The 19,389-nt window shown below is 71.1% G+C and carries 16 protein-coding genes and 4 pseudogenes; 7 read left to right on the forward strand and 13 right to left on the reverse strand.

Annotated elements, in window-relative coordinates; all coding sequences use genetic code 11:
• Positions 1-11: 11 nt before the first annotated feature.
• Positions 12-866, forward strand: coding sequence for a PP2C family protein-serine/threonine phosphatase (locus tag ACWV17_RS02540; protein WP_455358290.1), 855 nt, complete (start codon positions 12-14; stop codon positions 864-866).
• Here ACWV17_RS02540 and ACWV17_RS02545 read toward each other — a convergent pair.
• Positions 820-3,861 (reverse strand): AfsR/SARP family transcriptional regulator, encoded by a 3,042-nt coding sequence (locus ACWV17_RS02545; RefSeq protein WP_455358291.1) that lies wholly within the window; start codon positions 3,859-3,861, stop codon positions 820-822. The two genes, ACWV17_RS02540 and ACWV17_RS02545, sit on opposite strands and share 47 nt — an antisense overlap.
• Positions 3,862-4,141: 280 nt before the next feature.
• On the opposite strand from ACWV17_RS02545, the gene ACWV17_RS02550 reads away from it, so the two are divergent.
• Positions 4,142-4,690, forward strand: coding sequence for a hypothetical protein (locus ACWV17_RS02550; RefSeq protein WP_455358292.1), 549 nt, complete (start codon positions 4,142-4,144; stop codon positions 4,688-4,690).
• Positions 4,691-4,818: 128 nt separating this feature from the next.
• Positions 4,819-6,234 (forward strand): outer membrane protein assembly factor BamB family protein, encoded by a 1,416-nt coding sequence (locus tag ACWV17_RS02555; protein WP_455358293.1) that lies wholly within the window; start codon positions 4,819-4,821, stop codon positions 6,232-6,234.
• A 280-nt stretch (positions 6,235-6,514) separates the two neighbouring features.
• Here ACWV17_RS02555 and ACWV17_RS02560 read toward each other — a convergent pair whose 3' ends face one another.
• Positions 6,515-6,838, reverse strand: coding sequence for a hypothetical protein (locus ACWV17_RS02560; RefSeq protein ID WP_455358294.1), 324 nt, complete (start codon positions 6,836-6,838; stop codon positions 6,515-6,517).
• 65 nt (positions 6,839-6,903) lie between these two features.
• On the opposite strand from ACWV17_RS02560, the gene ACWV17_RS02565 reads away from it, so the two are divergent.
• On the forward strand, positions 6,904-7,419 hold the full coding sequence (locus tag ACWV17_RS02565) for a DinB family protein (protein ID WP_455352094.1): 516 nt from the start codon (positions 6,904-6,906) through the stop codon (positions 7,417-7,419).
• Positions 7,420-7,738: 319 nt separating this feature from the next.
• On the opposite strand, the pseudogene ACWV17_RS02570 reads toward ACWV17_RS02565, so the two are convergent.
• The 3 genes and pseudogenes from ACWV17_RS02570 to ACWV17_RS02580 all read right to left on the reverse strand — a co-directional run.
• Positions 7,739-8,216: pseudogene (locus tag ACWV17_RS02570) on the reverse strand (transposase); the annotation flags it as partial.
• 183 nt (positions 8,217-8,399) lie between these two features.
• Positions 8,400-8,960, reverse strand: coding sequence for a hypothetical protein (locus tag ACWV17_RS02575; protein WP_455352093.1), 561 nt, complete (start codon positions 8,958-8,960; stop codon positions 8,400-8,402).
• A 45-nt stretch (positions 8,961-9,005) separates the two neighbouring features.
• The gene (locus ACWV17_RS02580) at positions 9,006-10,211 is read right to left on the reverse strand and encodes a hypothetical protein (RefSeq protein ID WP_455358295.1); all 1,206 of its coding nucleotides are present in this window, start codon (positions 10,209-10,211) and stop codon (positions 9,006-9,008) included.
• A gap of 246 nt (positions 10,212-10,457) precedes the next feature.
• On the opposite strand from ACWV17_RS02580, the pseudogene ACWV17_RS02585 reads away from it, so the two are divergent.
• A pseudogene (locus ACWV17_RS02585) lies at positions 10,458-10,625 on the forward strand (carboxyl transferase domain-containing protein); the annotation flags it as partial.
• 136 nt (positions 10,626-10,761) lie between these two features.
• Here ACWV17_RS02585 and ACWV17_RS02590 read toward each other — a convergent pair.
• The 4 genes and pseudogenes from ACWV17_RS02590 to ACWV17_RS02605 all read right to left on the reverse strand — a co-directional run.
• Positions 10,762-11,027: pseudogene (locus ACWV17_RS02590) on the reverse strand (IS110 family transposase); the annotation flags it as partial.
• Positions 11,028-11,262: 235 nt separating this feature from the next.
• Positions 11,263-11,841 (reverse strand): DUF4158 domain-containing protein, encoded by a 579-nt coding sequence (locus ACWV17_RS02595; RefSeq protein WP_455358296.1) that lies wholly within the window; start codon positions 11,839-11,841, stop codon positions 11,263-11,265.
• Between the two features lie 25 nt (positions 11,842-11,866).
• A pseudogene (gene rsgA / locus ACWV17_RS02600) lies at positions 11,867-12,308 on the reverse strand (GTPase RsgA); the annotation flags it as partial.
• Positions 12,309-12,556: 248 nt separating this feature from the next.
• Positions 12,557-13,225, reverse strand: a complete 669-nt coding sequence (locus ACWV17_RS02605) for an ArsR/SmtB family transcription factor (protein ID WP_455358297.1) — start codon at positions 13,223-13,225, stop codon at positions 12,557-12,559.
• A gap of 86 nt (positions 13,226-13,311) precedes the next feature.
• Between ACWV17_RS02605 and ACWV17_RS02610 the strand changes: the two genes are divergently transcribed.
• Positions 13,312-14,670: an MBL fold metallo-hydrolase gene (locus ACWV17_RS02610; protein ID WP_455358298.1), complete on the forward strand. Its 1,359-nt coding sequence runs from the start codon at positions 13,312-13,314 to the stop codon at positions 14,668-14,670.
• A complete protein-coding gene (locus tag ACWV17_RS02615; RefSeq protein WP_455358299.1) occupies positions 14,667-15,968 on the forward strand; it encodes an MFS transporter in 1,302 nt (433 codons plus the stop codon). The genes ACWV17_RS02610 and ACWV17_RS02615 overlap by 4 nt, the downstream gene beginning before the upstream one ends.
• Before the next feature lie 21 nt (positions 15,969-15,989).
• Here ACWV17_RS02615 and ACWV17_RS02620 read toward each other — a convergent pair whose 3' ends face one another.
• From ACWV17_RS02620 to ACWV17_RS02635, 4 genes are all read right to left on the reverse strand, one after another.
• Complete coding sequence (locus ACWV17_RS02620; protein WP_455358300.1) at positions 15,990-16,973, reverse strand: Rv1681 family radical SAM protein; 984 nt, start codon at positions 16,971-16,973, stop codon at positions 15,990-15,992.
• Positions 16,967-17,776, reverse strand: a complete 810-nt coding sequence (locus ACWV17_RS02625; RefSeq protein ID WP_455358301.1) for an Rv1680 family SBP-like protein — start codon at positions 17,774-17,776, stop codon at positions 16,967-16,969. Before ACWV17_RS02625 ends, ACWV17_RS02620 begins: the two co-directional genes overlap by 7 nt.
• Positions 17,777-17,839: 63 nt before the next feature.
• Positions 17,840-18,964: an Rv1679 family acyl-CoA dehydrogenase gene (gene fadE16 / locus ACWV17_RS02630; RefSeq protein WP_455358302.1), complete on the reverse strand. Its 1,125-nt coding sequence runs from the start codon at positions 18,962-18,964 to the stop codon at positions 17,840-17,842.
• Positions 18,961-19,374 (reverse strand): Rv1678 family membrane protein, encoded by a 414-nt coding sequence (locus ACWV17_RS02635; protein WP_455352079.1) that lies wholly within the window; start codon positions 19,372-19,374, stop codon positions 18,961-18,963. Before ACWV17_RS02635 ends, fadE16 begins: the two co-directional genes overlap by 4 nt.
• Positions 19,375-19,389 lie beyond the last annotated feature (15 nt).

Below are 19,389 nucleotides of genomic sequence, written 5' to 3' on the forward strand. Positions count from 1 at the left end.
CGAACGGGCGGATGCGGAACGGGCGGCAGCCGACCGGGCCGCACTCGTGGGCGCGCTCACCCGCTCCCTTTCCGAGGCTCACCGTCCACGACGTCGTCACCGCCGTCACAGCCTGCATGATGCCCCGCTTCGGCGCGGACGGCCTGCTCGTCGCGACGGTGGCCAACGACCGGCTGTGGGTGGTCGGCTCGAAGGGCTACTCCCCGGCGTTCCTCGACCATTTCCACAGGCTGCCATTTTCGGGCGTGAACCCCGCGACGGAAGCACTGCTCCGCCGCTCCGCGTCCTTCATCGAATCGGAGGACGAGTACAGCCTCCGCTACCCGGAGGCAGCCGCATTCGCAGCCCATACCGGGAAGAAGGCCGGCGCCTTTCTGCCGCTGATCGCCTCGGGCCGGGTGGGCGTCTGCGTCGTCTCCTACGCACAGCCACACGCGTTCAGCCAGGAGGAACGCACTCTGCTCGAAGAGCTCAGCGGCCTGATCGCGCAGGCCCTGGAACGGGCGAGCCTGTACAACGCGGCCACCGCGCGCGCCCGCGAACTGCAACACGCCCTGCTGCCAGGAGAGTTGCCGTCCGTGGCAGCCGCTTCCGCCGCCGCCCGCTACCTTCCGGCCGGGCAAGGGGCCGAGATCGGCGGGGACTGGTACGACGTCATCCCCCTGTCCGCCGAACGCGTGGCCCTCGTCGTCGGCGACGTCATGGGCCACGGCATGGCCGAGGCAGCGACGATGGGCCGGCTGCGCACGGCCGTCCGAACGCTCTCCGAGCTCGAACTCTCCGGGTTCGCCCAAGGTTCGGGGCGCGATGCCGGTTCGCTCAGGGCACGTCGGAGCCCGTGGTGTCTTCCTCCGCAGGACCGCTGACGCCGCTCAGCGCGTCACGTGCCAGGGTGAACTGCCGGGGGTGGTCGGTGGCACCGGGCAGGGAGAGCGCCGTCTGGAACTCTCGCCGCGCCTCGGCACGGCGGCCCGCCGCTGCGTAGGTGCTGCCGAGACGGATGCGGACCTCCATCTCCAGCCCCGCGCTCGTGTGCCCGGTGAGCGTGGCCAGGGCCTTGTGGTGGGTGTCGACCGCGGAGAGCAGACTGCCCTGGATGTGTTCCACTGTCGCGAGGCGCGACAGGCTTGCCGCGCGCAGTGGCAGGTCCTCGGCCTCGCGAGCCAGTTCGGCCGCCCGCCGCAGCAGGTCCTTGGCCTCTGCGTATTGGCCGACGGCCAGCCGGGTGTCGGCGGCGAAGCACAGGACATTGCTGATCGCTCTGGGCCGGCCGCTCTTCTCCGCGAGGGCGAGGGCCGTTGCGTTGTGCTCGAATGCCTGCTCGTGCCGCCCCTGCTGTGAGCGGATCGCGCCGAGGCTGGAAACCGCTATGCCGGTGAGCCAGTCGTCGTCGAGCCGGTCCGCCAGTTCCACCGCCTCGTTCAGGTGGGCGAGCGCGTCCTCGATGCCGCCCAGCATCCACTCCGCAATGCCCGCCCCGGCGATCGCCCGAGCCCGTTCCCGCAGGTCGTCCTGGTCGCAGGCGTGGCGCTGCGCTTCGGTGAACCAGGTGTGCGCCCGCCGGAGCCGCCCCTGGTAGACGTCGATCATTCCCAAGCAGTTGCGCAGCGAGGCGGACATCCGCCGGTCGGTGGCGCGGTCCGCGCACGGAAGTGCGAGGTCCAGCGCGGCACGGCACTCGTGGTACTGGCCCTGGCGGACCAGATGATCGACGAGGGCTTCGGCGATCCAACAGGCTTCGTCGAACTGGTCGGCGGCAGCCGCGTACGCCACGACGTCGACCAGTTCTCCGCCCGCTGCGTTCAGCCATGCCGAGGCTTCCCGCCAGCTCCCGAAGGGGGAATCGGCGACGTCGGGGCCGGTCGGGAAGCCCTCGGGACCCCAGTCGCCGGCGATGCGGCCCGCGGCCGTATAGAGGTGTAGTACGGCGGCGCGGTCCGCGGCGGCCTGCTCGGGCGCCTCGGTGGCGAGGCGCCGCGCGTGTGCCCGTACGAGATCGTGGAGCCGGTAGCGGCCGGGATGCGGCTGCTGCAGCAGGCTCGCGTCGACCAGGTCTTCCAGGAGACCTTCGGCGTTTTCACGGGAACCGCCCAGCATGGCGGCGAGGGTGAGCCCGTCGAAGCCGGCGGTCGGCGCCAGGCCCAATGCGCGGAAGCCGCGCCTTAGCGCGGGCGTGAGCTGGTCGTACGACATCCGGAACGCCGCTTCCACGCTGCGGTCCTCGGCCCGCAGCTCGCCGAGGCTGCGTGCGTCGTCCGACATCCGGTCGGCAAGGAAGGTCAGGGTCCAGGACGGGCGGTTCTGGAGCCGGGCGCTCGCGATGCGCAGCGCCAGCGGCAGACCGCCGCACCGCCGAGCGAGCTCGAGAGCTGCCTCCGGTTCGTAGTCCGCCCGGGATTCCCCGAGGAGCTCGCGGAGCAGGCCGACAGCCTCGCCCGTGGCCAGTGGCTCCACGGTGAGCCGCAGATCGGCGTCGAGGCCGAGCAGGCGCTGCCGGCCTGCCACCAGGACCCGGCTCCCCGGTCCGGCGGGCAGGAGCGGACGCACCTGCTCGGCGCTGCGGGCGTCGTCGACGACGAGCAGCAGCCGTAGTGCGCTCGTGGCCGCACGCCAGGCCGTGACCAGATCCCCCAAGTCGTCCAAGTCGTCCAAGTCGCCGAGATCGTCAGGGAACTCGTCACCGCTGCCGCGGACCGCACGCAGCAGTCGGCGCAGTGCACGCTGCGGGCCGCCCCTCTGATGGGGGGCGCCGTGCGCGTGGAGGTCCACGAACAGGCAACCGTCGGGGTAGGCATCACCGAGCGCCCAGGCGGCGCGCACCACCAGGGAGGTCTTGCCGACCCCCGCCGTGCCGTCGACCGCGACCACGGACACGGCTTCCGGGGACATAGGGGCGGTGAGCAGGGCCAGTTCCTTCTCGCGGCCGACCAGGCAGGCGGTGTCGCCGGGGAGGTCGTTCCGGCGAGGGCGCGGACGAGGGCTGGGGCCGAGGGCCGCCAGGGTGATCGGAACCGTTGGCGAGGCGATGACCGGGCGGGGACCCCCGGGCCGGCTGCCCTCGGGAGCGAGGTCGGCTGCCGTCTGCTGCCCCGCCGCACGGCCGAGCAGCAGCCGGTCGTCCCGGCGCAGGACGGCCTGGTGCACACTACGCAGCTCCTCGCCGGGCTCCACGCCCAGCTCGTCGAGGAGCCGCCGCCGCATCTCCTGGTGGACGGCCAGTGCCTCGGCCTGCCGTCCGCTGCCGTACAGCGCCCGCATCCGCAGTGCGGCGAGCGGCTCGTCGTGCGGCTGCGCCAGGGGTGCGGCCAGGAGCTCGTCCAGCGCCTCCGGGTAGCGGCCGAGCGACATCAGGCACTCCGCCCGGTCCTGGTGCAGCATGCGCCGCTGCCGGGCGAGGCGTTGCCGCTCGCTGTCGGCGAGCGGCCCCGGCAGGCCGGGCAGTGGTTCGCCGCGGAACAGCTCCAGGGCCCGACTGCCGTGTTCCAGTGCGGCGTCGAGGTCACCGGAGACCTTCGCACGCCGGGTACGGGAGGCCTCCTCGGCGAGCTCCGCGAGGTCGGTCCGCGCTCCGCCGGGCACGAACCGGTAGCCGCCGCGCCCGCCCTGAATCACCGACCGGTCGGGCCCGGCGGCTGCCGCGTCGAGCGTCTTGCGCAGCGCGTAGACGTAGCTCGGCAGGACCTGGTGGCCCGTGGCTGGGGGATCGGCTCCCCATACGTCCGCGAGGAGCTGCCGATACGTCACGAAGGTCGGCGCACGCAGGATCAGGGCCGCGAGAACCGCCTGTCGTCGTACCGGGCCGAGTGCGAGCGGCGCATCGCCGCGAAGGGCCCGGACCGGCCCGAGCAGATCGATCCGCAAGCCCCCGCTCGCGTGGGCCTCGCTCCCGCCCGACCCGTGTGAATCCTCCACGCCCACTGCCAAGCCCCCGTGTCCCCGTGCGCCCAGTGCCTGCTCAGCGCCGGGTCAGTCTCTCTGATCCTTGGTTCATGAGGATTTCATCGGCCTTGCAGAGCCTCACGACAGAGTCTGCCCGGTTGCGCAGGCGAACCGGACTCAGAACGAGCGGCCGTCGGTGTGATCACAGCCACGCGGTCCCGGAACTACCGGCCGACACCTCATCGAGAGAGGACATTTCGCAATGTCGCACGTCAACCGCTCACCCGGCACAGGACCCACCCGCCGTGGTGGGCGGTGGGAACGCTACCGGGTTGCCCACCCGTTCTCCCTTCAGGACCAGGCGGCCATGTGGGGGTCGATCGCGGGCGTCGTGGCACTTGCCGTAGTGCTCGGCTGGGCACTCGACATGAAGGGCGGCGTGGTCATCGTCGCGGCCATGCCTTTCATCGTTTCCTGGTTCGAGAAGCGACGCACGGCGTTCCAGTTCGACGCGGCCGGTGTCCGGTTCGGCGAGGTGCTGCTGCCGTGGGCCGACGTCACCCAGTTCGTCGTCGCCACACCACAGGACGGCCCGCACGCGCTGATCGGTGCGAGGCTGCGTTCGGGCGCGTCCTTGCCGGCGGGCATGAGCGTCCCGTCGCAGCACCCGGCCATGCCCGCACCCGTCCACGTCACCGTTCCGCGGTCCAAGTTCGATCTGGCGAAGATGGTCCGCAAAGCGCGCAAGTACGCCCCGCCGCACATCCGGATCGTGGTCGCCGATCCGTCCGGCGAACGTGTGGCGGCCTGACGATGCCGCACGCGCCGCAACCCTGGTACAAGTCACGCCCGCAGCAGCAGCCGGTTGCGGGGAACCCGTACGCCCAGGAGGGCACAACCGGGCCGCCGGGCCGCCGTAGACGCGTCGGCAAGGGGCCGGTGATCGCCACGGCCGTCGTCCTTCTGCTTCTCGTGGCAGGCGGAGGGCTGTACGCCGTCACCGACGGCTGGTCGCGAGGGCCGTCCCGACCAGTGGCGGAGCAGGCGCCCGACCCCTCCGGGACACCTTCCTCCCACCGCATCCCCGCGGTCCGCACGCCCGAACCCAGGCGGATCCCGACGTCGGAGGAGATCAACGCGGGCCGCGAGCCGGGGGACGCGACGGCGTGGATCGCCGATGACCGGACCGACCTGCCCCGACGCAACATCAAGCTCTACGATCTGTGGATCGTCGGCGACACCGTCGTCCAGGCCGTGCACAAGAGGGTCGTCGCCCACCGTCTCTCGGACGGTGCGGAGGTGTGGAGCGTGCCGTTGCCCGCCCCTGTCTGCGAGACACCGGTCAACCCGACCCCTGACGGCAAGGTCGTCCTGGTGTACAAGAGCAGCCAGGCCGTGCGCGGGAACCGGTGCAACCAGCTTCAGATGATCGACCTTCGGACCGGGAAGGCGGGCTGGCACAAGGAGCTCACCGAGACCGGATCCAAGGACCATACGATCACCGTCAACACCGCCATCAGCGGCGATGTCCTCGCGATCGTCCAGTTCATGAAAGCCGCCGCGTACCGGGTCGGCGACGGTGCCAAGCTCTACGACATCCCCATGGAGAACCCCGGCAAGTGCTACCCCGACGACGTGGCGGGCGGCCCCCGGCTCCTGGTGAAGTCCGACTGCGCGATCAGCGTCGACCGCAGCAAGAGCTACAGTCAGCTCCGCGAAGTCGCCCCGCGCACCGGGAAGGTCCTGTGGCGCTTTCGGACCCGGCAGGGCTGGGAGGTGGGCAATGTGCTCTCCGTCCGCCCGGTCGTCGTCACAACGTTCCACGCCGAGGAGCGCACGGACGACTGGCGGGTCGTCGCCCTCGGGCCGGGCGGGAAGCTCCGCACCACCGTCGACGCCAGGCCGAAAGGCTTCAAGTACTGCGCCGACCTGGGAGACTCGGGCGAGAACATCCAGACCTGCAAGGGCGTGGTCGTCGGCGAGGACACCGTCTTTCTGGGGGGCACCGACAGGGTCGGCGCGTACGACCTCGGCACAGGGAAACTGGTCTGGGGCGTGAAGTCCGCAGACAGCACCTTTCACCCTCTGCGTGCGGAGGGCGACGCTTCCGCGCTCGTCTACGAGGCGGCCTCGTCGAACCGGCCGGGCGGGATCGTCCGGTTCGGCCCAGGCGGCGTTGACACGAAGCAGCAGGTGCTGCGGCATCCCGAGACGGCCCGGGCCACGGAGGCCGGAATGCTCAACGGGAATCTGACCTACGCGAACGGCCGGATCGTCATCACGCCGTCAGGCGTGAGCGGCAACGACGCGTGGCCCGAAGCCCGCATGATGTCCTTCGCCCCCGGGACGTCATGAGCGGACCGAAGGATGCCTGCTCCCGTACAAGGGAGAGACCGTGCTCCGGAGCCGGATGAATCCCGATCGTCAAAGCACTGGTCGGACAACTGTGCAGTGCCTCACGCCGGCCGGCCCGAACCGGTGCCCTGCCGTAGGGGTGGGGAAGTCAGCCAAGGGGAGTGGTATGGCCACGGTTACGAGATTCGATCCCGTGGCCGAGCACGAGTGGACCCGCGCCGCGCTGGGGGCCGCGGTTCCACGACTGGTCCGGCTGCTGCGCGACGTGCCCGACCTGGACTCAGCCTCCGGTGTCCCGGTGTGGACAGTGGGCGACGTCGGCGCGCACCTGCACCAGCGTGGCCAGCAGCCGGTCGGTAAACACCAGCTCGTACTTCGGCCCGGCCCCTGCCTCACGTCGGCGCGAGCCCTGACGCCGGTCATGACGTTCGGACTCGCAGCGGGCCTCCCAGCGCGCAGCGAGCTCCGTAACCAGTTCGCCCAAGAGCCACTCCGGGACACCGCAGAACGCGGGATGCGCCATCACCGCACGGATTTGATGAGCCATCACAACCCGGATAACTCGTACGACCACCCCGATGTCCCCGACCGTGACGAAGATCATCAATCGCGGAAGAGCCCGTGAATCCAGGTGTCCCTCTCCAGGCCGCCCCGGTAGCGTGCGCCGGCATGACATCGGAACTGGAACGCCCCCCGCTCCAAGCGGACGAACGCACCGCGCTCATCGGCTGGCTGGACCTGCAGCGGCAGATCCTGCGCTGGAAATGTGAGGGACTGAGCGATGAGGACGCGCACCGCTCGGTCATCCCGACCTCACCGGCCATGACGATGGCCGGTCTCATCTCCCATATGCGCTGGACCGAGCACATGTGGCTGGAGGTGCTGTTCCTCGGCGGCGACGAGAAGCAGAACCCGTCGTTCGACGAGTCGAGCGAGGACGCCGACTGGCACACCGACGGCCGCCCCCTCACCGAGCTCCTCGCGGAGTACGAGGCTCAGTGCGCCCGCAGCAATGAGATCGTCGCCGCGGCCTCCCTCGACGACGTCGGCCGGCACCCCGACTTCCACTCCGGCAGCGCCAACCTCCGCTGGATGCTGATCCACCTCGTCGAGGAGACGGGGCGGCACGCGGGGCACGCGGACATCGTCCGGGAGTTGCTCGACGGCGCGAAGGGCTATTACTAGCGCGGCTCCGCGTGGCGGGCCCCTTGTCTCAGTAGCCAGGCCAACACGCCTCACGACCAATCGCGGGAGAGCCCGTTACCGCCGGCCTGGCCCCAGGCGCCCGGGTCGTGGGCAGCGGGGGTTGTGACGAGTTCAGGACCGGGTCGACGATGCGCCATCAACTGCGCTGCCGACGAGGACGAGACCATTCGCCCCCGTGGTGGCGCAGCGCATGACGTCGGCCGGCTTGGAGCTGCGCTGGTACGGCAGGGCGACTTGTGAGCTGAACTGGGAGGCTGTGTCGCCCCCTCATGCCGTGCAGCTGGCCTCACCCATGGAACGCCGTATGCCGGCGAGAAGTCGCGTGCACCAGCACCCCGTCGATATCCACGATCACCGATCCGTCGGCGGCCGGAGCATCGGCCCCGGCCAACTCCCAGACCCGCTGACGTACCTCGGCGCGAGCTGCGCGGATCGCTGCGAGGGCCTTCGGCCCGGCGGCGGCAAGGGTGTCGACGAGGCGGGAGATCGTGGGGTCGGAGGTCAGCGGCCCGAACACTTCCGGCTCGGCCCGCAGCATGGCGACGTCGGCCAGGCAGTCCCCGCCCAGGGCGGTCGCGAGTGCGACATCCAGCAGGATCTTCCCCAGGTCGTGCAGGCCCGCGGCTTGCGCCACGACGTCAGTGCCGCCGATATCGGGCGTCCAGGCCGGACTTGCGGACCGTCTCGACCAGCAGCACCGACCCGGCCTGCGAGACCACCGAGCGGCCACCGCCCTCGACGCGGACGGACGGATAGGACCCGATACTCTTCTTCACCTGGGAAGTGCTTCTTTCCTCGCCACGTACAGGACCCTCAGCAAGTCCTATCGTTGTGGGTCAGGAGCACTTTCTGCTTTCCCGGCCACCTACTGGACACCACTCGTGGTGAAAGCCCGAGGCTAGGGATCGGAGCGTGCCCGACGGGTCGGCCACTCCTGGTGACGAGGGGGCAGGGCGGGCTCACTTCCAGACGGCGAACGCCTCGTCGTCGCTGCTGCGCAGCAGGCCGCCCTTGACCCACTCGACCTTCTCGGGCTCCGCACTGGAGCCCGACTCGGAGAGGTAGACGGAGCATGCCTCGTAGCTCTCGCCCGCCGCAGCCTTCTCGAACGTACTCGAGTCGTGCTCGTCGAGGCACTTGTCGAACTTCGGCGCGTCCTTGTAGCTGAGCTGCCCGTCCTCGCCCACGACCGGCTCCGGGAAGGCGCTCATGATGTCCAGCCGCGTCAGAAGGTCCCCGTCCGCCGTGACATCGAAGGAGGGCCCGTTCACGTCCCCGGCCTCGGTCTTGGTCACCCGGTAGTGGACGTAGTACGGCGTACGGCCCTGGTACTGGGCGGCGTCCTGGAGCACGGATAGGTCGCCGGAGGTTCCGGCGTCCACGCGCAGCACGCTGACCTCCAGGTTGTCCTTCTTCGCCTTGGCGCCGAAGGACAGCTCCTGGGTGTCGTCGGAGCACCCGGTGAGCGCGAGCGCAGCGACGGCGGCGGTGAGGACAGCGAATGCGGTACGGGTCTTCAAGGCTCCCCCTGGAGGTGGTGGTCGTAAGGATCGGTCGGTCGGTGGTCAGTACGGGCCGATGCCGGGCTGGTAGGGGCCGGACTTTCCTGAGCTGAACTGGTCGGGCCCGGCCGCGCGGCCCCCGCCCCGGGCGAGCATCAGGTCCATGGCGACGAACGCCGCCAGTCCCAGGAACGCGCCCAGGTGCAGCAGCCACCAGCCGCTCTCGTAGTCGCTGAGGGGATGGCCGTCGAAGGCGTCGTTCGCGAGGAGTACCAGCGGAAAGGCGACGGCGCACAGGAGGCCCACGACCCTGAGCGCGCGCGATGGCGCGTGCGGCCCGAGGGCGCGGTAGGCGAGGGTGAGTGCGGCCAGGAGGAAGAGCAGCGACGGCCAGGTCACCAGCCCGCCCGGGGGGCCGCCGGGCGGGAAGTCGGACAGCCCGAGGACGTCCTCCGTCCCCACGGCGATGCCGCCCGTCGCACCCGCGCCCTCATACGGGAAGACCATGGCTATCCGGGACAGTGCGGCAGCGAACACCGCCCAGACCGCGACACACGCCAGCACCGCGGCCACGACGAGGCCCCAGCGAGGCCCATACCCGTCGGGCAGCGCGGTCCGCAACTGGCCGGCAACCACGCCCGGTTGCCCGGCCGCCGCATAGTGGTTGCCGGCGACGGGCTGGCCGGTCACGTACGGACTACCACCCGCGTACGGATCGCCACCCGCGACCGGGCCGGCCCCGAACCCCGCGGAAGCCCCAGCCGCCGCGTCGACGATCTGCACATGCGCCGGCGCATACCGCCGCGCCTTCGCGGTCAGCTTCCCGAGGTCGAACTTCCGCCGCTCGACCGCCACATGGAGCTGCGCGGGCATCGCCGGATCGGGTGGCAGCACCTCGGCCCCCGCGGGTATGAGCGTGCCGTCGCGCAGCTGCGTGCCGATGAGCACCTGCGGCCCGAGCGCGGCCGAGTCGGCGACGAGGAAGGCGGTGACGTCGGCCCACGGCAGCTGGACGTTGCCGATACGCACGCCGGAGGGGTCGAATTGGAAGAGGACGCGCCGCGCGTCGAACCACAGGAAGACATACGGCGCGGCCACCACGATGACCGTGCCACCCTTCACGTCCAGCACCCAGCCGCAGAGCAGCGCGACGCCCATCAGAGCGCCCATCAGGCCCCAGAGCTTCGCGAGATCAGCGGGGGAGAACGGCCCCGTCACCCGGTAGCGCTCCCAGCGCGCACGGCGGCGCGGGGCCGACGGCCCCGGCACGGGAGAAGGCTGCGGATAGGGCATGTCGTGGTCCCCTGCTGAACGTCGTAGACCAGCACGGCACGTCGCACCCCGCAGGCGCCCCCCCACCGCCACGAGCCCCGGTCGGCCCGCGGAACGTTTGTACCGCACCCAAGTGACAGATCGTCTACATCGTCCACAACCGGAGACGAAGATCACAAAACTGAAAGCCAACTCGCTGAGCAGTGTGCATCTTGAAGTTGCTACTCACGGGCCTGGCGTGAGTTCCTGCTCTCCCTGCTGCCGTCCAACAACCGTGAGACGGCGCCCCTCCAGCCCTCGGACGACCCGGCCGACCGGCTCACCGAGGCGCTTTCGGAGATCGTCCCGGCCAACGCCAACCAGGCGTACGACGTACGGGCGGTCATCGAGGAGATCGTCGACGACGGCGAGTCTGGTGCTGTCCTCCGCTGTCGCCCTGGAGGTCGGCAGGTCTACCGCACATGGCGAAGTGCGGCTGACGGCAGGACAGCAGGTCGGCTTCGCCCTCTTGCAGGCGAAGGGCGACCTCGCGTTCGCGGGCGTGGGCCACGTCGAGGGTGGCGGTGCCGGGGACGACGACGGTCTGTTCGTCGAGCGCGTCGAAGATGTCGTTGACCAGGCGTTCGGCCATGCGCGGGGCCTTGGGGCGTATCAGGTTCACGAGTCGGCGGCGTCCAGCCTTGCGCAGGGCGGCCGGGGAGCCGTGTCTCTCCAGCAGGTGTGTGATGGCCGGAGGTCCAGGCGCGGGCCGAGAACGCGCTCGAGATAGGGATGGAACTGGGTGAGCAGGCCGCGCAGCCGGTTGCTGCTGCGGCGATGGTCTCGGTCTCGGGCCGGGCCAGTTCGCCGACGGTGCGCGCGGCTTGGTGCATGGCGGTGATGTCGAGGAGGTCGAAGCCGGATCGGACATCCTGCTCGGGGTCGGCGGCGGCGTGGGAGAGGGTGCTCCACGCCTCGCGCAACATCAGGGCGGCGGCATCCAGGTCGCCCAGGGTGCGCATGCGCTGCTTGGCGGCCAGGTTCGCGGAGGTACGGGCGAGGTCAGACATCAGCATGTCGAAGACCTCGATCGCCTCGTCCGCCGAGCGGCGCGCATCGCGGCGGCGAACGCCACCAGGGTGGCCATCCTGCGCGGCTCGGCGAGGTCGGCGACCGCGCGGGTGCGCATCGAGGAGGCGGAGCGGGACAGGGAGTGCACGCGGCCGGCAGGGATAGCGGCCAATTCCCAGTCGGCGGCGCCGAGCTTGTTGAGCTCGATGAATCGGTCGACGGCCTTGCCCGCGCCGGGACCGGTGATGTGACGCGGGGAGCGGCGCAGCCGGTCCAGCTTGGAGGTGCGGCGGCTGTCCTCGACCGGCATGCGTTCGAGGACGGTGGCACCGGGCAGCAGCACCCTGTTCTCGACCAGGTGCAGCGTGGCGAGGTAGAACAGGGCGATGGGTCGCTCGTTGCCCGACCAGCACCGGTCCCACAGCCAGCGGGCCAGTTTCCACCAGGCGTCGCCCTTCAGATCCCGGTAGCCGTAGGCATCCTTGATGACGTTCCAGTGGTCCCAACGTGTGCGCTCGGCGCCGTACCCGGCCAGCACCGACGCGGGGTGGCCGAGCTGGTCGGCGACGTACCCCACGACTTCGGCCGGCGCGTCCTCCGGGTTGTCCAGGCCAGGGCGAGGAACCGCTCGATCCGGCCGAGGTCCAGCTCGACGGCGAGCGAGACCGCGATGATCGCGTGGTCCACGTTGGCCGCGAGGATCTGGCCCTCGGACCGGCTGGAGGAGGTGGAGCGTACGAACGCGGTGCGCCGCGGCAGCAGCGTCCGGACGAACCGCGGGTCGCCGCCGGGCTCGACGACGGCCCAGTCGCCGGTACAGATGACCCGCATCGGGTCGTGCGGGGTGACGAACGCGGTGTCGGCGCGGACGGTGCCCGCGGTGGTGACGACGTCCGCCTGCCCGCGGTCCACCCGTACGACACGGCCGGGCAGCAGGCCCTGCGCGGCGTACGGGGCGAACTCGGCAGCCCAGTTCTCGTCCCAGCCGTAGGGGGTGAGCGAGTGCGACGAGGGTGAAGCCGGAAGAGAAGAAAGGGAAGACAAGGGGTGACCCTTCACAAGGGTGGCCCCGGCACCGCGCTCACTGGCGCGGGAGAGGAATGTGGTCAGCCGGAGGCCACGGAGGTGGACTGGATGAACTTCCGGATGCGGGCAGCGCCCAGCTCAACGACAGCCATCGTTCACACCTCCTCAACCAACCCAAGTCGCCTGCGACAACCCGGGTTGCCGCTCGAACACCACCGACCCTAGAGGCACACGGACCTCGGCGCCATCCAATTACGTGGGCGGGGTCATGCGGCTGTCTCCGCCTCCACGGGCAGCGCCGCCAGCCGCCATTCCAGCATCCCGTCCACCAGTCGGACCGCTCTGCGGCCCTGCTCGTGCAGGAGGCGTACGGCGTCGTGGGCCAGCACGCAGTAGGCCCCCCGGCAATACGCCACCACCTCGGTCTCCTCCGGCAACTCGGCGATGCGGTCGGCGAGTTCACCGACCGGGATGGACAGCGCGCCGGGGATGTGCCCCGCCGCGTACTCCTCCGCCGGACGCACATCGAGGACGACGACCTCCCCGGCCGCCGCGCGGGCGAGGAGTTCCTGCCGGTCCACCTCCTCCGCGTCGTCCGTGCCGAGGTAGGCGCGACGGGCCGGCTCGACCGCCTCCTGATGAGCCTGGGCGACCTGACGCAGCAACGCGTAGAGGGCGGCGACGTCGTCCCCGGCCAGCCGGTAGTGGATGCGCACGCCCTCGCGGCGGGTGGCGACCAGGCCGGCCTGCTTGAGGGTCTGCAGGTGCGCCGACGCGGTGGTCAGGTTCAGCCCGGCGGCCCTGGCGAGGGCCTCGACGGTGCGCTCGCCCTGAGCCAGCAGGTCGAGCAGTTCCAGACGTTTCCCGCTGCTCAGCGCCTTGCCAGTGCGGGCGAAGGCGTCGTACAGCGCGGTCTTGCGCGCGGCGTCTCCCATGGCTTCCTCCGTTAATCCATGGAATATTGTATCTATGGGTGAGCGTGGAGGCCACCCGGCCCGTACCGTGACACCTGGAGGACCCGATGGGCTTCGCCGACGACCACCTCGTACCGCTCGTCGACGCCGGGCTGGGCAACAGCGCTTACCTTGTCGACCTCGGAGACGGCCGCGCCCTGGCGGTGGACGCGAGCCGGGACCTGCGCTCGCTGCGCACCGCCGCCGAGCAGCGCGGGCTGACCATCGCGTACGCCGCCGACACCCACCTGCACGCCGACTTCCTCACCGGCGCGCTCCAGCTCGCCGCCGACTACGGATCAACCGTGCTGGCCTCCGCCGCCGGACGCCGCACCTTCCCGCACTCCGCGCTGGCCGACGGCGACGAGGTGGACCTCGGCGGGCTGACCCTGCGCGCGCTGTCCACCCCCGGCCACACCGACGAGCACCTCTCCTTCCTGCTCCTGGACGGCACGAGGGAGTTGGGCGTGTTCACCGGAGGCTCGCTGATCGTCGGTTCCGCCGCCCGCACCGACCTGCTCGGCGCCGACCGCGCGGAGGAACTGGCCCGTGCCCAGTACCGGTCACTGCGGCGGCTGGCCGAACTCCCGGACGCGACCGCGGTGTGGCCCACACACGGCGCCGGCTCGTTCTGCTCCGCCCCACCGGGCGCCGAGCGCACCACGACCATCGGCACCCAGAAGCGGGCCAACTCCCTGCTCACCGCACCGGATGAGGACACCTTCGTACGGGAACTTCTGGACAGCCTCGGCTCCTATCCCGCGTACTTCGACCGCCTGGCCGAGATCAACCGGCGCGGCCCCGCAGTCCTCGGCGCCGCGCCCTCGATCCCCACCCTCTCCGCGTCCGCCGTACGCACCCTGCTCGGCCGGGGCGCGCAGATCGTCGACGTACGACCGCTGCCGGACTTCGCCGCCGGGCACATCCCCGGTGCGATCTCCATCCCGCTGCGCGACCAGTTCGCCACCTGGCTGGGCTGGCTGCTGCCCGACGACACCCCGCTGGTCTTCGTCACAGCATCCGGCCAGAACCTCGCCGAACTGACCTGGCAGGCCCTGAAGATCGGGTATGAGCGACTGACCGGCCACCTGGACATGCACGCCTGGACGGCCGACGGCGGAGACCAGCAGATCATCGAGCTTCTCACCGCCGATCACGTCGCGGACCGCCCTGTCCTCGACGTCCGCCAGCACTCCGAGCGCATCGCCGGGCACATCCCCGGCGCCGCCGGCATCGAACTCGGCCAACTGGCCGCCCGTACGGACGACGTACCGTCCGGCGCGGTCGTGCACTGCGGCCACGGCGAACGCGCGATGACCGCCGCCAGCCTCCTCCAGCGCGCCGGGCACCACGGCCTCGCCGTCCTCGACGGCGGCCCCGCCGACTGGGCCGACGCCACCGGCCGCCCGCTCCAGGAGGGCGCGTGACCTCCCCGAAGTTCTCGGCTCCGCTCGATCAGGGGGGACCCCCATCGACCACCCCCGGCGGCATACGGCTCGGACTGCGCGCCAACCTCGCCCAGTTCACCCTGCTCGTCGCCGTCAATGCCCTGGTCGGCGGCATGCTCGGCCAGGAACGCACCGTGCTGCCGCTGCTCGCCGACGACGTCTTCCACCTGTCCGCCTACACCGCCGCCCTCACCTACATCCTGGCCTTCGGCGCCACCAAGGCGGTCACCAACTTCTTCGCCGGCACCCTCTCCGACCGCTACGGCCGCAAGCCGGTGCTCGTCGCCGGATGGCTGATCGCCCTCCCGATACCTGCGATGCTCGCCTGGGGCCCCTCTTGGGGCTGGATCATCGCCGCCAACGTCCTTCTCGGGGTCAACCAGGGCCTGACCTGGTCAACCACCGTCATCATGAAGATCGACCTGGTGGGTCCGGAACGCCGCGGCCTGGCGATGGGCTTCAACGAAGCCGCCGGATACGTCGCGGTGGCCGCCACCGCCATGGCCACCGGCGCCATCGCCGAACACGCCGGACTGCGCCCCGAGCCCTTCCTCCTCGGTGCCGCCTACCTCGTCCTGGCCCTGGGCCTGTCCACCTTCGCTGTCCGCGAGACCCGCGACCACGCCCGAGCCGAGGCCGCGCTCCACCCCGTACAGACGACGACGGACGTGACCACCGCGCAGATCGCCCGCCGCACCAGCTTCACCGACAAGGCCCTGTCCGCCGCCAGCCAGGCCGGCCTGGTCAACAACCTCAACGACGCCCTCGCCTGGGGCATCTTTCCGCTGCTGTTCGCCGCGCACGGCCTGACCGTCGGACAGATCGGCATCCTCGCCGCCCTCTACCCCGCTGTGTGGGGCGCGGGCCAGATGCTCACCGGCTGGTGGTCCGACCACGCCGGCCGCAAACACCTCATCACCGCGGGCATGCTGCTCCAGGCCGCCGCCATCGGCCTCGTCGCCGCCGGAACCACGTTCCCCGTCTGGGCCGCCGCCCAGATCCTGCTCGGCATCGGCACCGCACTCGTCTACCCGACCCTGCTCGCCGTGATCGGAGACGTCGCCCACCCCGCCTGGCGCGCCCGCGCCGTCGGCGTCTACCGCCTGTGGCGCGACGGCGGCTTCGCCGTCGGCGCCCTCCTCGCCGGAATCCTCGCCGACGCATACGGCCTCACCACCGCGATCTGGGCCGTCGCCGCCCTCACGGCGGCCTCCGGGCTGATCGTCGCCGTCCGCATGTACGAAACCCGCCCGCGTCCCGCTCCGCCGGGCAACTGATCCCGGTGGTCCGGTTCCCGTTCATGCGCAGGGGAACATGCGGGCGGCGGCGTCCGCCTGTTGCCGGTATGCGCGGAACCTGGTCCGTACGAGGTCGACGGCGGCATCGAGGGGGAAGATGTCGCGGGTGACGAGTTGCTCGTCGTTGTCCGCGCCGACCGGATGCCAGTAGACGCCGTCAGCGGTGATGGTGACTTCCGGAACCAGGGTTTCCACGGTGAGTTCCAGGCCGTCGTCCGCGGCCCCCTCGTGGGCGAGGGGCCGGACGACCTGATGCCGGCGGGGGATGCCGAGCGAGTCCAGGAAGGACCGCAGCTCCCTCTCTTCTCGCCGGTCGTCGGTGGTCAGCGTGGCGGCCACCCGCACGGTGAAGCCCTCACCGATGGCGGTACGGATGCCGTCGACGGCCTTGGCCCAGGTCCCCTTGCCCCGATGGGAGTCGTGCAGGGCGGGGGTGGCGGAGTCGAGACTGATCTGCAGCGTGAGCCGGTCGTGGGGCATGGCCCGGAGCATCTGGAGCCGGTGTCCGCGGAAGAGCATGCCGTTGGTGAGGAGGGTGGTGGGCAGGGCTGCGGTGCACGACGCGACGATCCGGTCGAGGTCGGGAAGGATGAACGGTTCGCCGCCGGTGAGCAGTATCTCGGTGACTCCCGCCTCTGGAGCGGCTTCCGCGATCGCCTGGACCCGGTCCACCCCCAGGGCCCGTCGCGCCGTCCGCGGTGAGGACCGGGCGCAGCAGTAGTCGCAGGCGAGGTTGCAGTCGAAGTTGGTGTACAGCCACAGCCGTGCCCCGGGGCGGCGGTCCGGGGGCAGTGCCGCGATCGGGTCCGCAGGCCTGCCCCTTCGGACCGTGACGGTGCCGGTGTCGGAAGCGACCAGGGTGTTGCCCGTGCGTTCGCACCAGGAGGCGGCGAGCGCGGCCTCGTCCGGTGCGGAGAGAGGAAGCGTGACGGTGTCGCCCTCCGCCGTGGCGGAGAGCGTCTCGACGAGGTCGAGAATCACCATCGGTCTGCGACCCCCTGCTCCTCGACCGCCTGGAAGAGGTCGGCGTAGCCGTCGAGTCGGGGGCGTACCCAGCGGTGCAGACCTTCCAGTTCGAGGATCCGGCGGTGCTCGGGGTTGTTCCAGTCCATGGCCAGGAGGTGCGTGGTCCACGCGTCGGCACGTCCCGCGTCAAGGGTGTCGAGCGCGGTGAAGTTGCAGTGGCAGTACTCCGGGCTGGTCCAGAAGGACTCCAGGGCGTCGGGCATCAACTCGTCCCGCCCGAGGGATTCCCAGGTGGTGATGCCGATCGCGGCGGCGTCGGCATCACCGTCGAGCACGGCCCGGACGGCGTCCAGCTCACTGCGGCCGGTGTCGCCATGCTTGCCCAGGTCGCTGTCGATACGCAGGAGTTCCACGTCCCCGTCGGTGATGCCCTCGCGGCGCAGGTAGTGCAGCGGCAGGATGGCGGCTTGTGCGGAGTCGCGGCTGCCGAGCGCCAGCCGTCGTCCCCTGAGGTCGTCGGGGCCGCGCAGTCCCGCCCCGGCCCGGCAGACCAGGTGGCTGCGGAAGGTCAGGTCGGTGTCGCGCATGGCGAGCGCCCGGGCGCGCTCGCCGGACTGGAGAACGGTACGTACCCAGGCCAGGTTGGTGTTCCAGGCGATGTCGATGCTTCCGGCGAGCAGCGCGTCGACCTGGCGGCCGTAGTGGGAGAACAGGACGAAGTCCATCTCGACCGGAGCCGCGCGGAAGTAGTCGCGGATGCCTTCCCAGATGGGCACGACGTTGGGGGTGTAGGCCACCGCGCCCACCACGAGCGGTTCCATAGCGGTCTCCTCTCCTGCCGGATGCGGCCGCGTACAGCCGGAATCGGCCGGACTCGGCCTGGCTCAGCCGAACACCGGTTGGCCGGTGATGGCCTTGCCGTAGAAGTCGTACAGAGCGTCGGCGGTGGGGGCCATGACATGGCCGGCCCGGGCGTCGCGGAAGTACCGTTCGATGCCGAGGTGCCGGGAGAACGCCGCGCCGCCGCATACCCGCATGGCGTCGTCGGTGACGGTCAGGGCGGTGTCGTTGGCCAGCGCCTTGACCCCGAGGACGTACAGCGGGGTCTGCTCGTCGGGTGTGGTGATGCTCGCGGCGGCGGCACGCACATAGGCGCTCGCGGCCTCCAGCTGGAGCGACATGCGGGCCAGACGGCCGCGGATGGTGGGCAGTTCGGCCAGGGTCTGGCCGGTGTGCTGGAGCGTGGCGCCGGTGGTGTGCCGCACGGCGGCCTCAAGCGCCGCCCGCGCCAGGCCCAGGGAGACGGCAGCGTTGCCCAGGTTGAACCAGGGCAGGACCGTCTCCGTCATCAGGGCGAGCCCCCCGCCGGCCGGGCCGAGGCGGGTGTGGTCCGGGACCGCCACCTCGAACCGCATCGGCGCGGACGCGTTGCCACGCAGCCCGAGGCCGCGGAACTCACCGGTGACGGACACACCGGGCTGGTTCGCCACTACGGCGTACAGGTCGACGGTGCCCGGCTCGTCGGCCGACAGCACGGAGGTCACGTACAAGGTGGCGTGACCCGCGGAGGTGACCCAGCTCTTGTCCGCGGTGAACCGCGCCTCCTGGCCGCCGTCGCGGCCGGCCTGGGACATCGGTGCCCAGAAGTGCGAGCGGGAGCCGGGCTCACTGAACGCCAGGGTGGCCAGCGCCCTGCCGTCGGCCAGGGACGGCACCAGTGACTCCAGGCCGGGGGGAGGAGCGGCCAGTACGGTCATGGCGCCGCTGACGTGCATCAGATAGACCATGGCCGTCGATCCGCAGACGGCCGCCAGCTGGGCCGTGACCTGGGCGAACTCTTCCGGACCGGCTCCCAGGCCGCCTTCCGGTTCGGGGAGGGTCAGGCCCAGCAGGCCGGACGACCCCAGAGCCGATACCGCCTCGGCGGGGAACCGGCCGTCCGCGTCGACCGCCGGGGCCTGCTTCGTGGCGGTGGCCAGGACCGGCTGCAGCAGACTGTCCACGTTCATCCGGGATCAGGGCCTTCCCGTGAGCGGGTGGGGCGGGTGGGGGCGGGCGCTCCGGTGTCCGGCGCCCGGGCGGCACCGAGGGCGAGCAGGCCCACGGCGAAGCCGAGAAGCAGGGCCACGGTCGAACCGTCACCCCCGAGCAGATTCGCACCCGTCCACCCGATCTGCACCAGCTGGAGGACTGAGGCGGCGAGGAAACCCGCTCCGGCCAGGAGGATCAGCGCCCGGAGCGCCAGGAGCCCGGCCGCGACGGTCACCACGGCCAGGAGCAGCAGGATCAGCGTGCCGGTCCCGCCCAGCGTGACGATTCCCCACGGCAGCGCGTCGGCGATACCCAGGACACCGCTCGCCGCGGCACCCAGCCCCAGACCGGCGGCCGTTCGGGCGATCGCTTCTCGCTCGGTCCGCATGGATCCTCCTCGGCT

The organism is Streptomyces mabaensis, from assembly GCF_053763515.1.

What these genes read in the sequence shown, in the direction of transcription:
- ACWV17_RS02565 (WP_455352094.1), top strand. Translation starts at nt 6,904, where the DNA reads ATGACATCGGAACTGGAACGCCCCCCGCTCCAAGCGGACGAACGCACC.
- ACWV17_RS02550 (WP_455358292.1), top strand. Translation starts at nt 4,142, where the DNA reads ATGTCGCACGTCAACCGCTCACCCGGCACAGGACCCACCCGCCGTGGT.
- ACWV17_RS02620 (WP_455358300.1), bottom strand. Translation starts at nt 16,973, where the DNA reads ATGGTGATTCTCGACCTCGTCGAGACGCTCTCCGCCACGGCGGAGGGC.
- ACWV17_RS02605 (WP_455358297.1), bottom strand. Translation starts at nt 13,225, where the DNA reads ATGGGAGACGCCGCGCGCAAGACCGCGCTGTACGACGCCTTCGCCCGC.
- ACWV17_RS02540 (WP_455358290.1), top strand. Translation starts at nt 12, where the DNA reads ATGCGGAACGGGCGGCAGCCGACCGGGCCGCACTCGTGGGCGCGCTCA.
- ACWV17_RS02560 (WP_455358294.1), bottom strand. Translation starts at nt 6,838, where the DNA reads ATGATCTTCGTCACGGTCGGGGACATCGGGGTGGTCGTACGAGTTATC.
- ACWV17_RS02625 (WP_455358301.1), bottom strand. Translation starts at nt 17,776, where the DNA reads ATGGAACCGCTCGTGGTGGGCGCGGTGGCCTACACCCCCAACGTCGTG.
- ACWV17_RS02610 (WP_455358298.1), top strand. Translation starts at nt 13,312, where the DNA reads ATGGGCTTCGCCGACGACCACCTCGTACCGCTCGTCGACGCCGGGCTG.
- ACWV17_RS02635 (WP_455352079.1), bottom strand. Translation starts at nt 19,374, where the DNA reads ATGCGGACCGAGCGAGAAGCGATCGCCCGAACGGCCGCCGGTCTGGGG.
- fadE16 (WP_455358302.1), bottom strand. Translation starts at nt 18,964, where the DNA reads ATGAACGTGGACAGTCTGCTGCAGCCGGTCCTGGCCACCGCCACGAAG.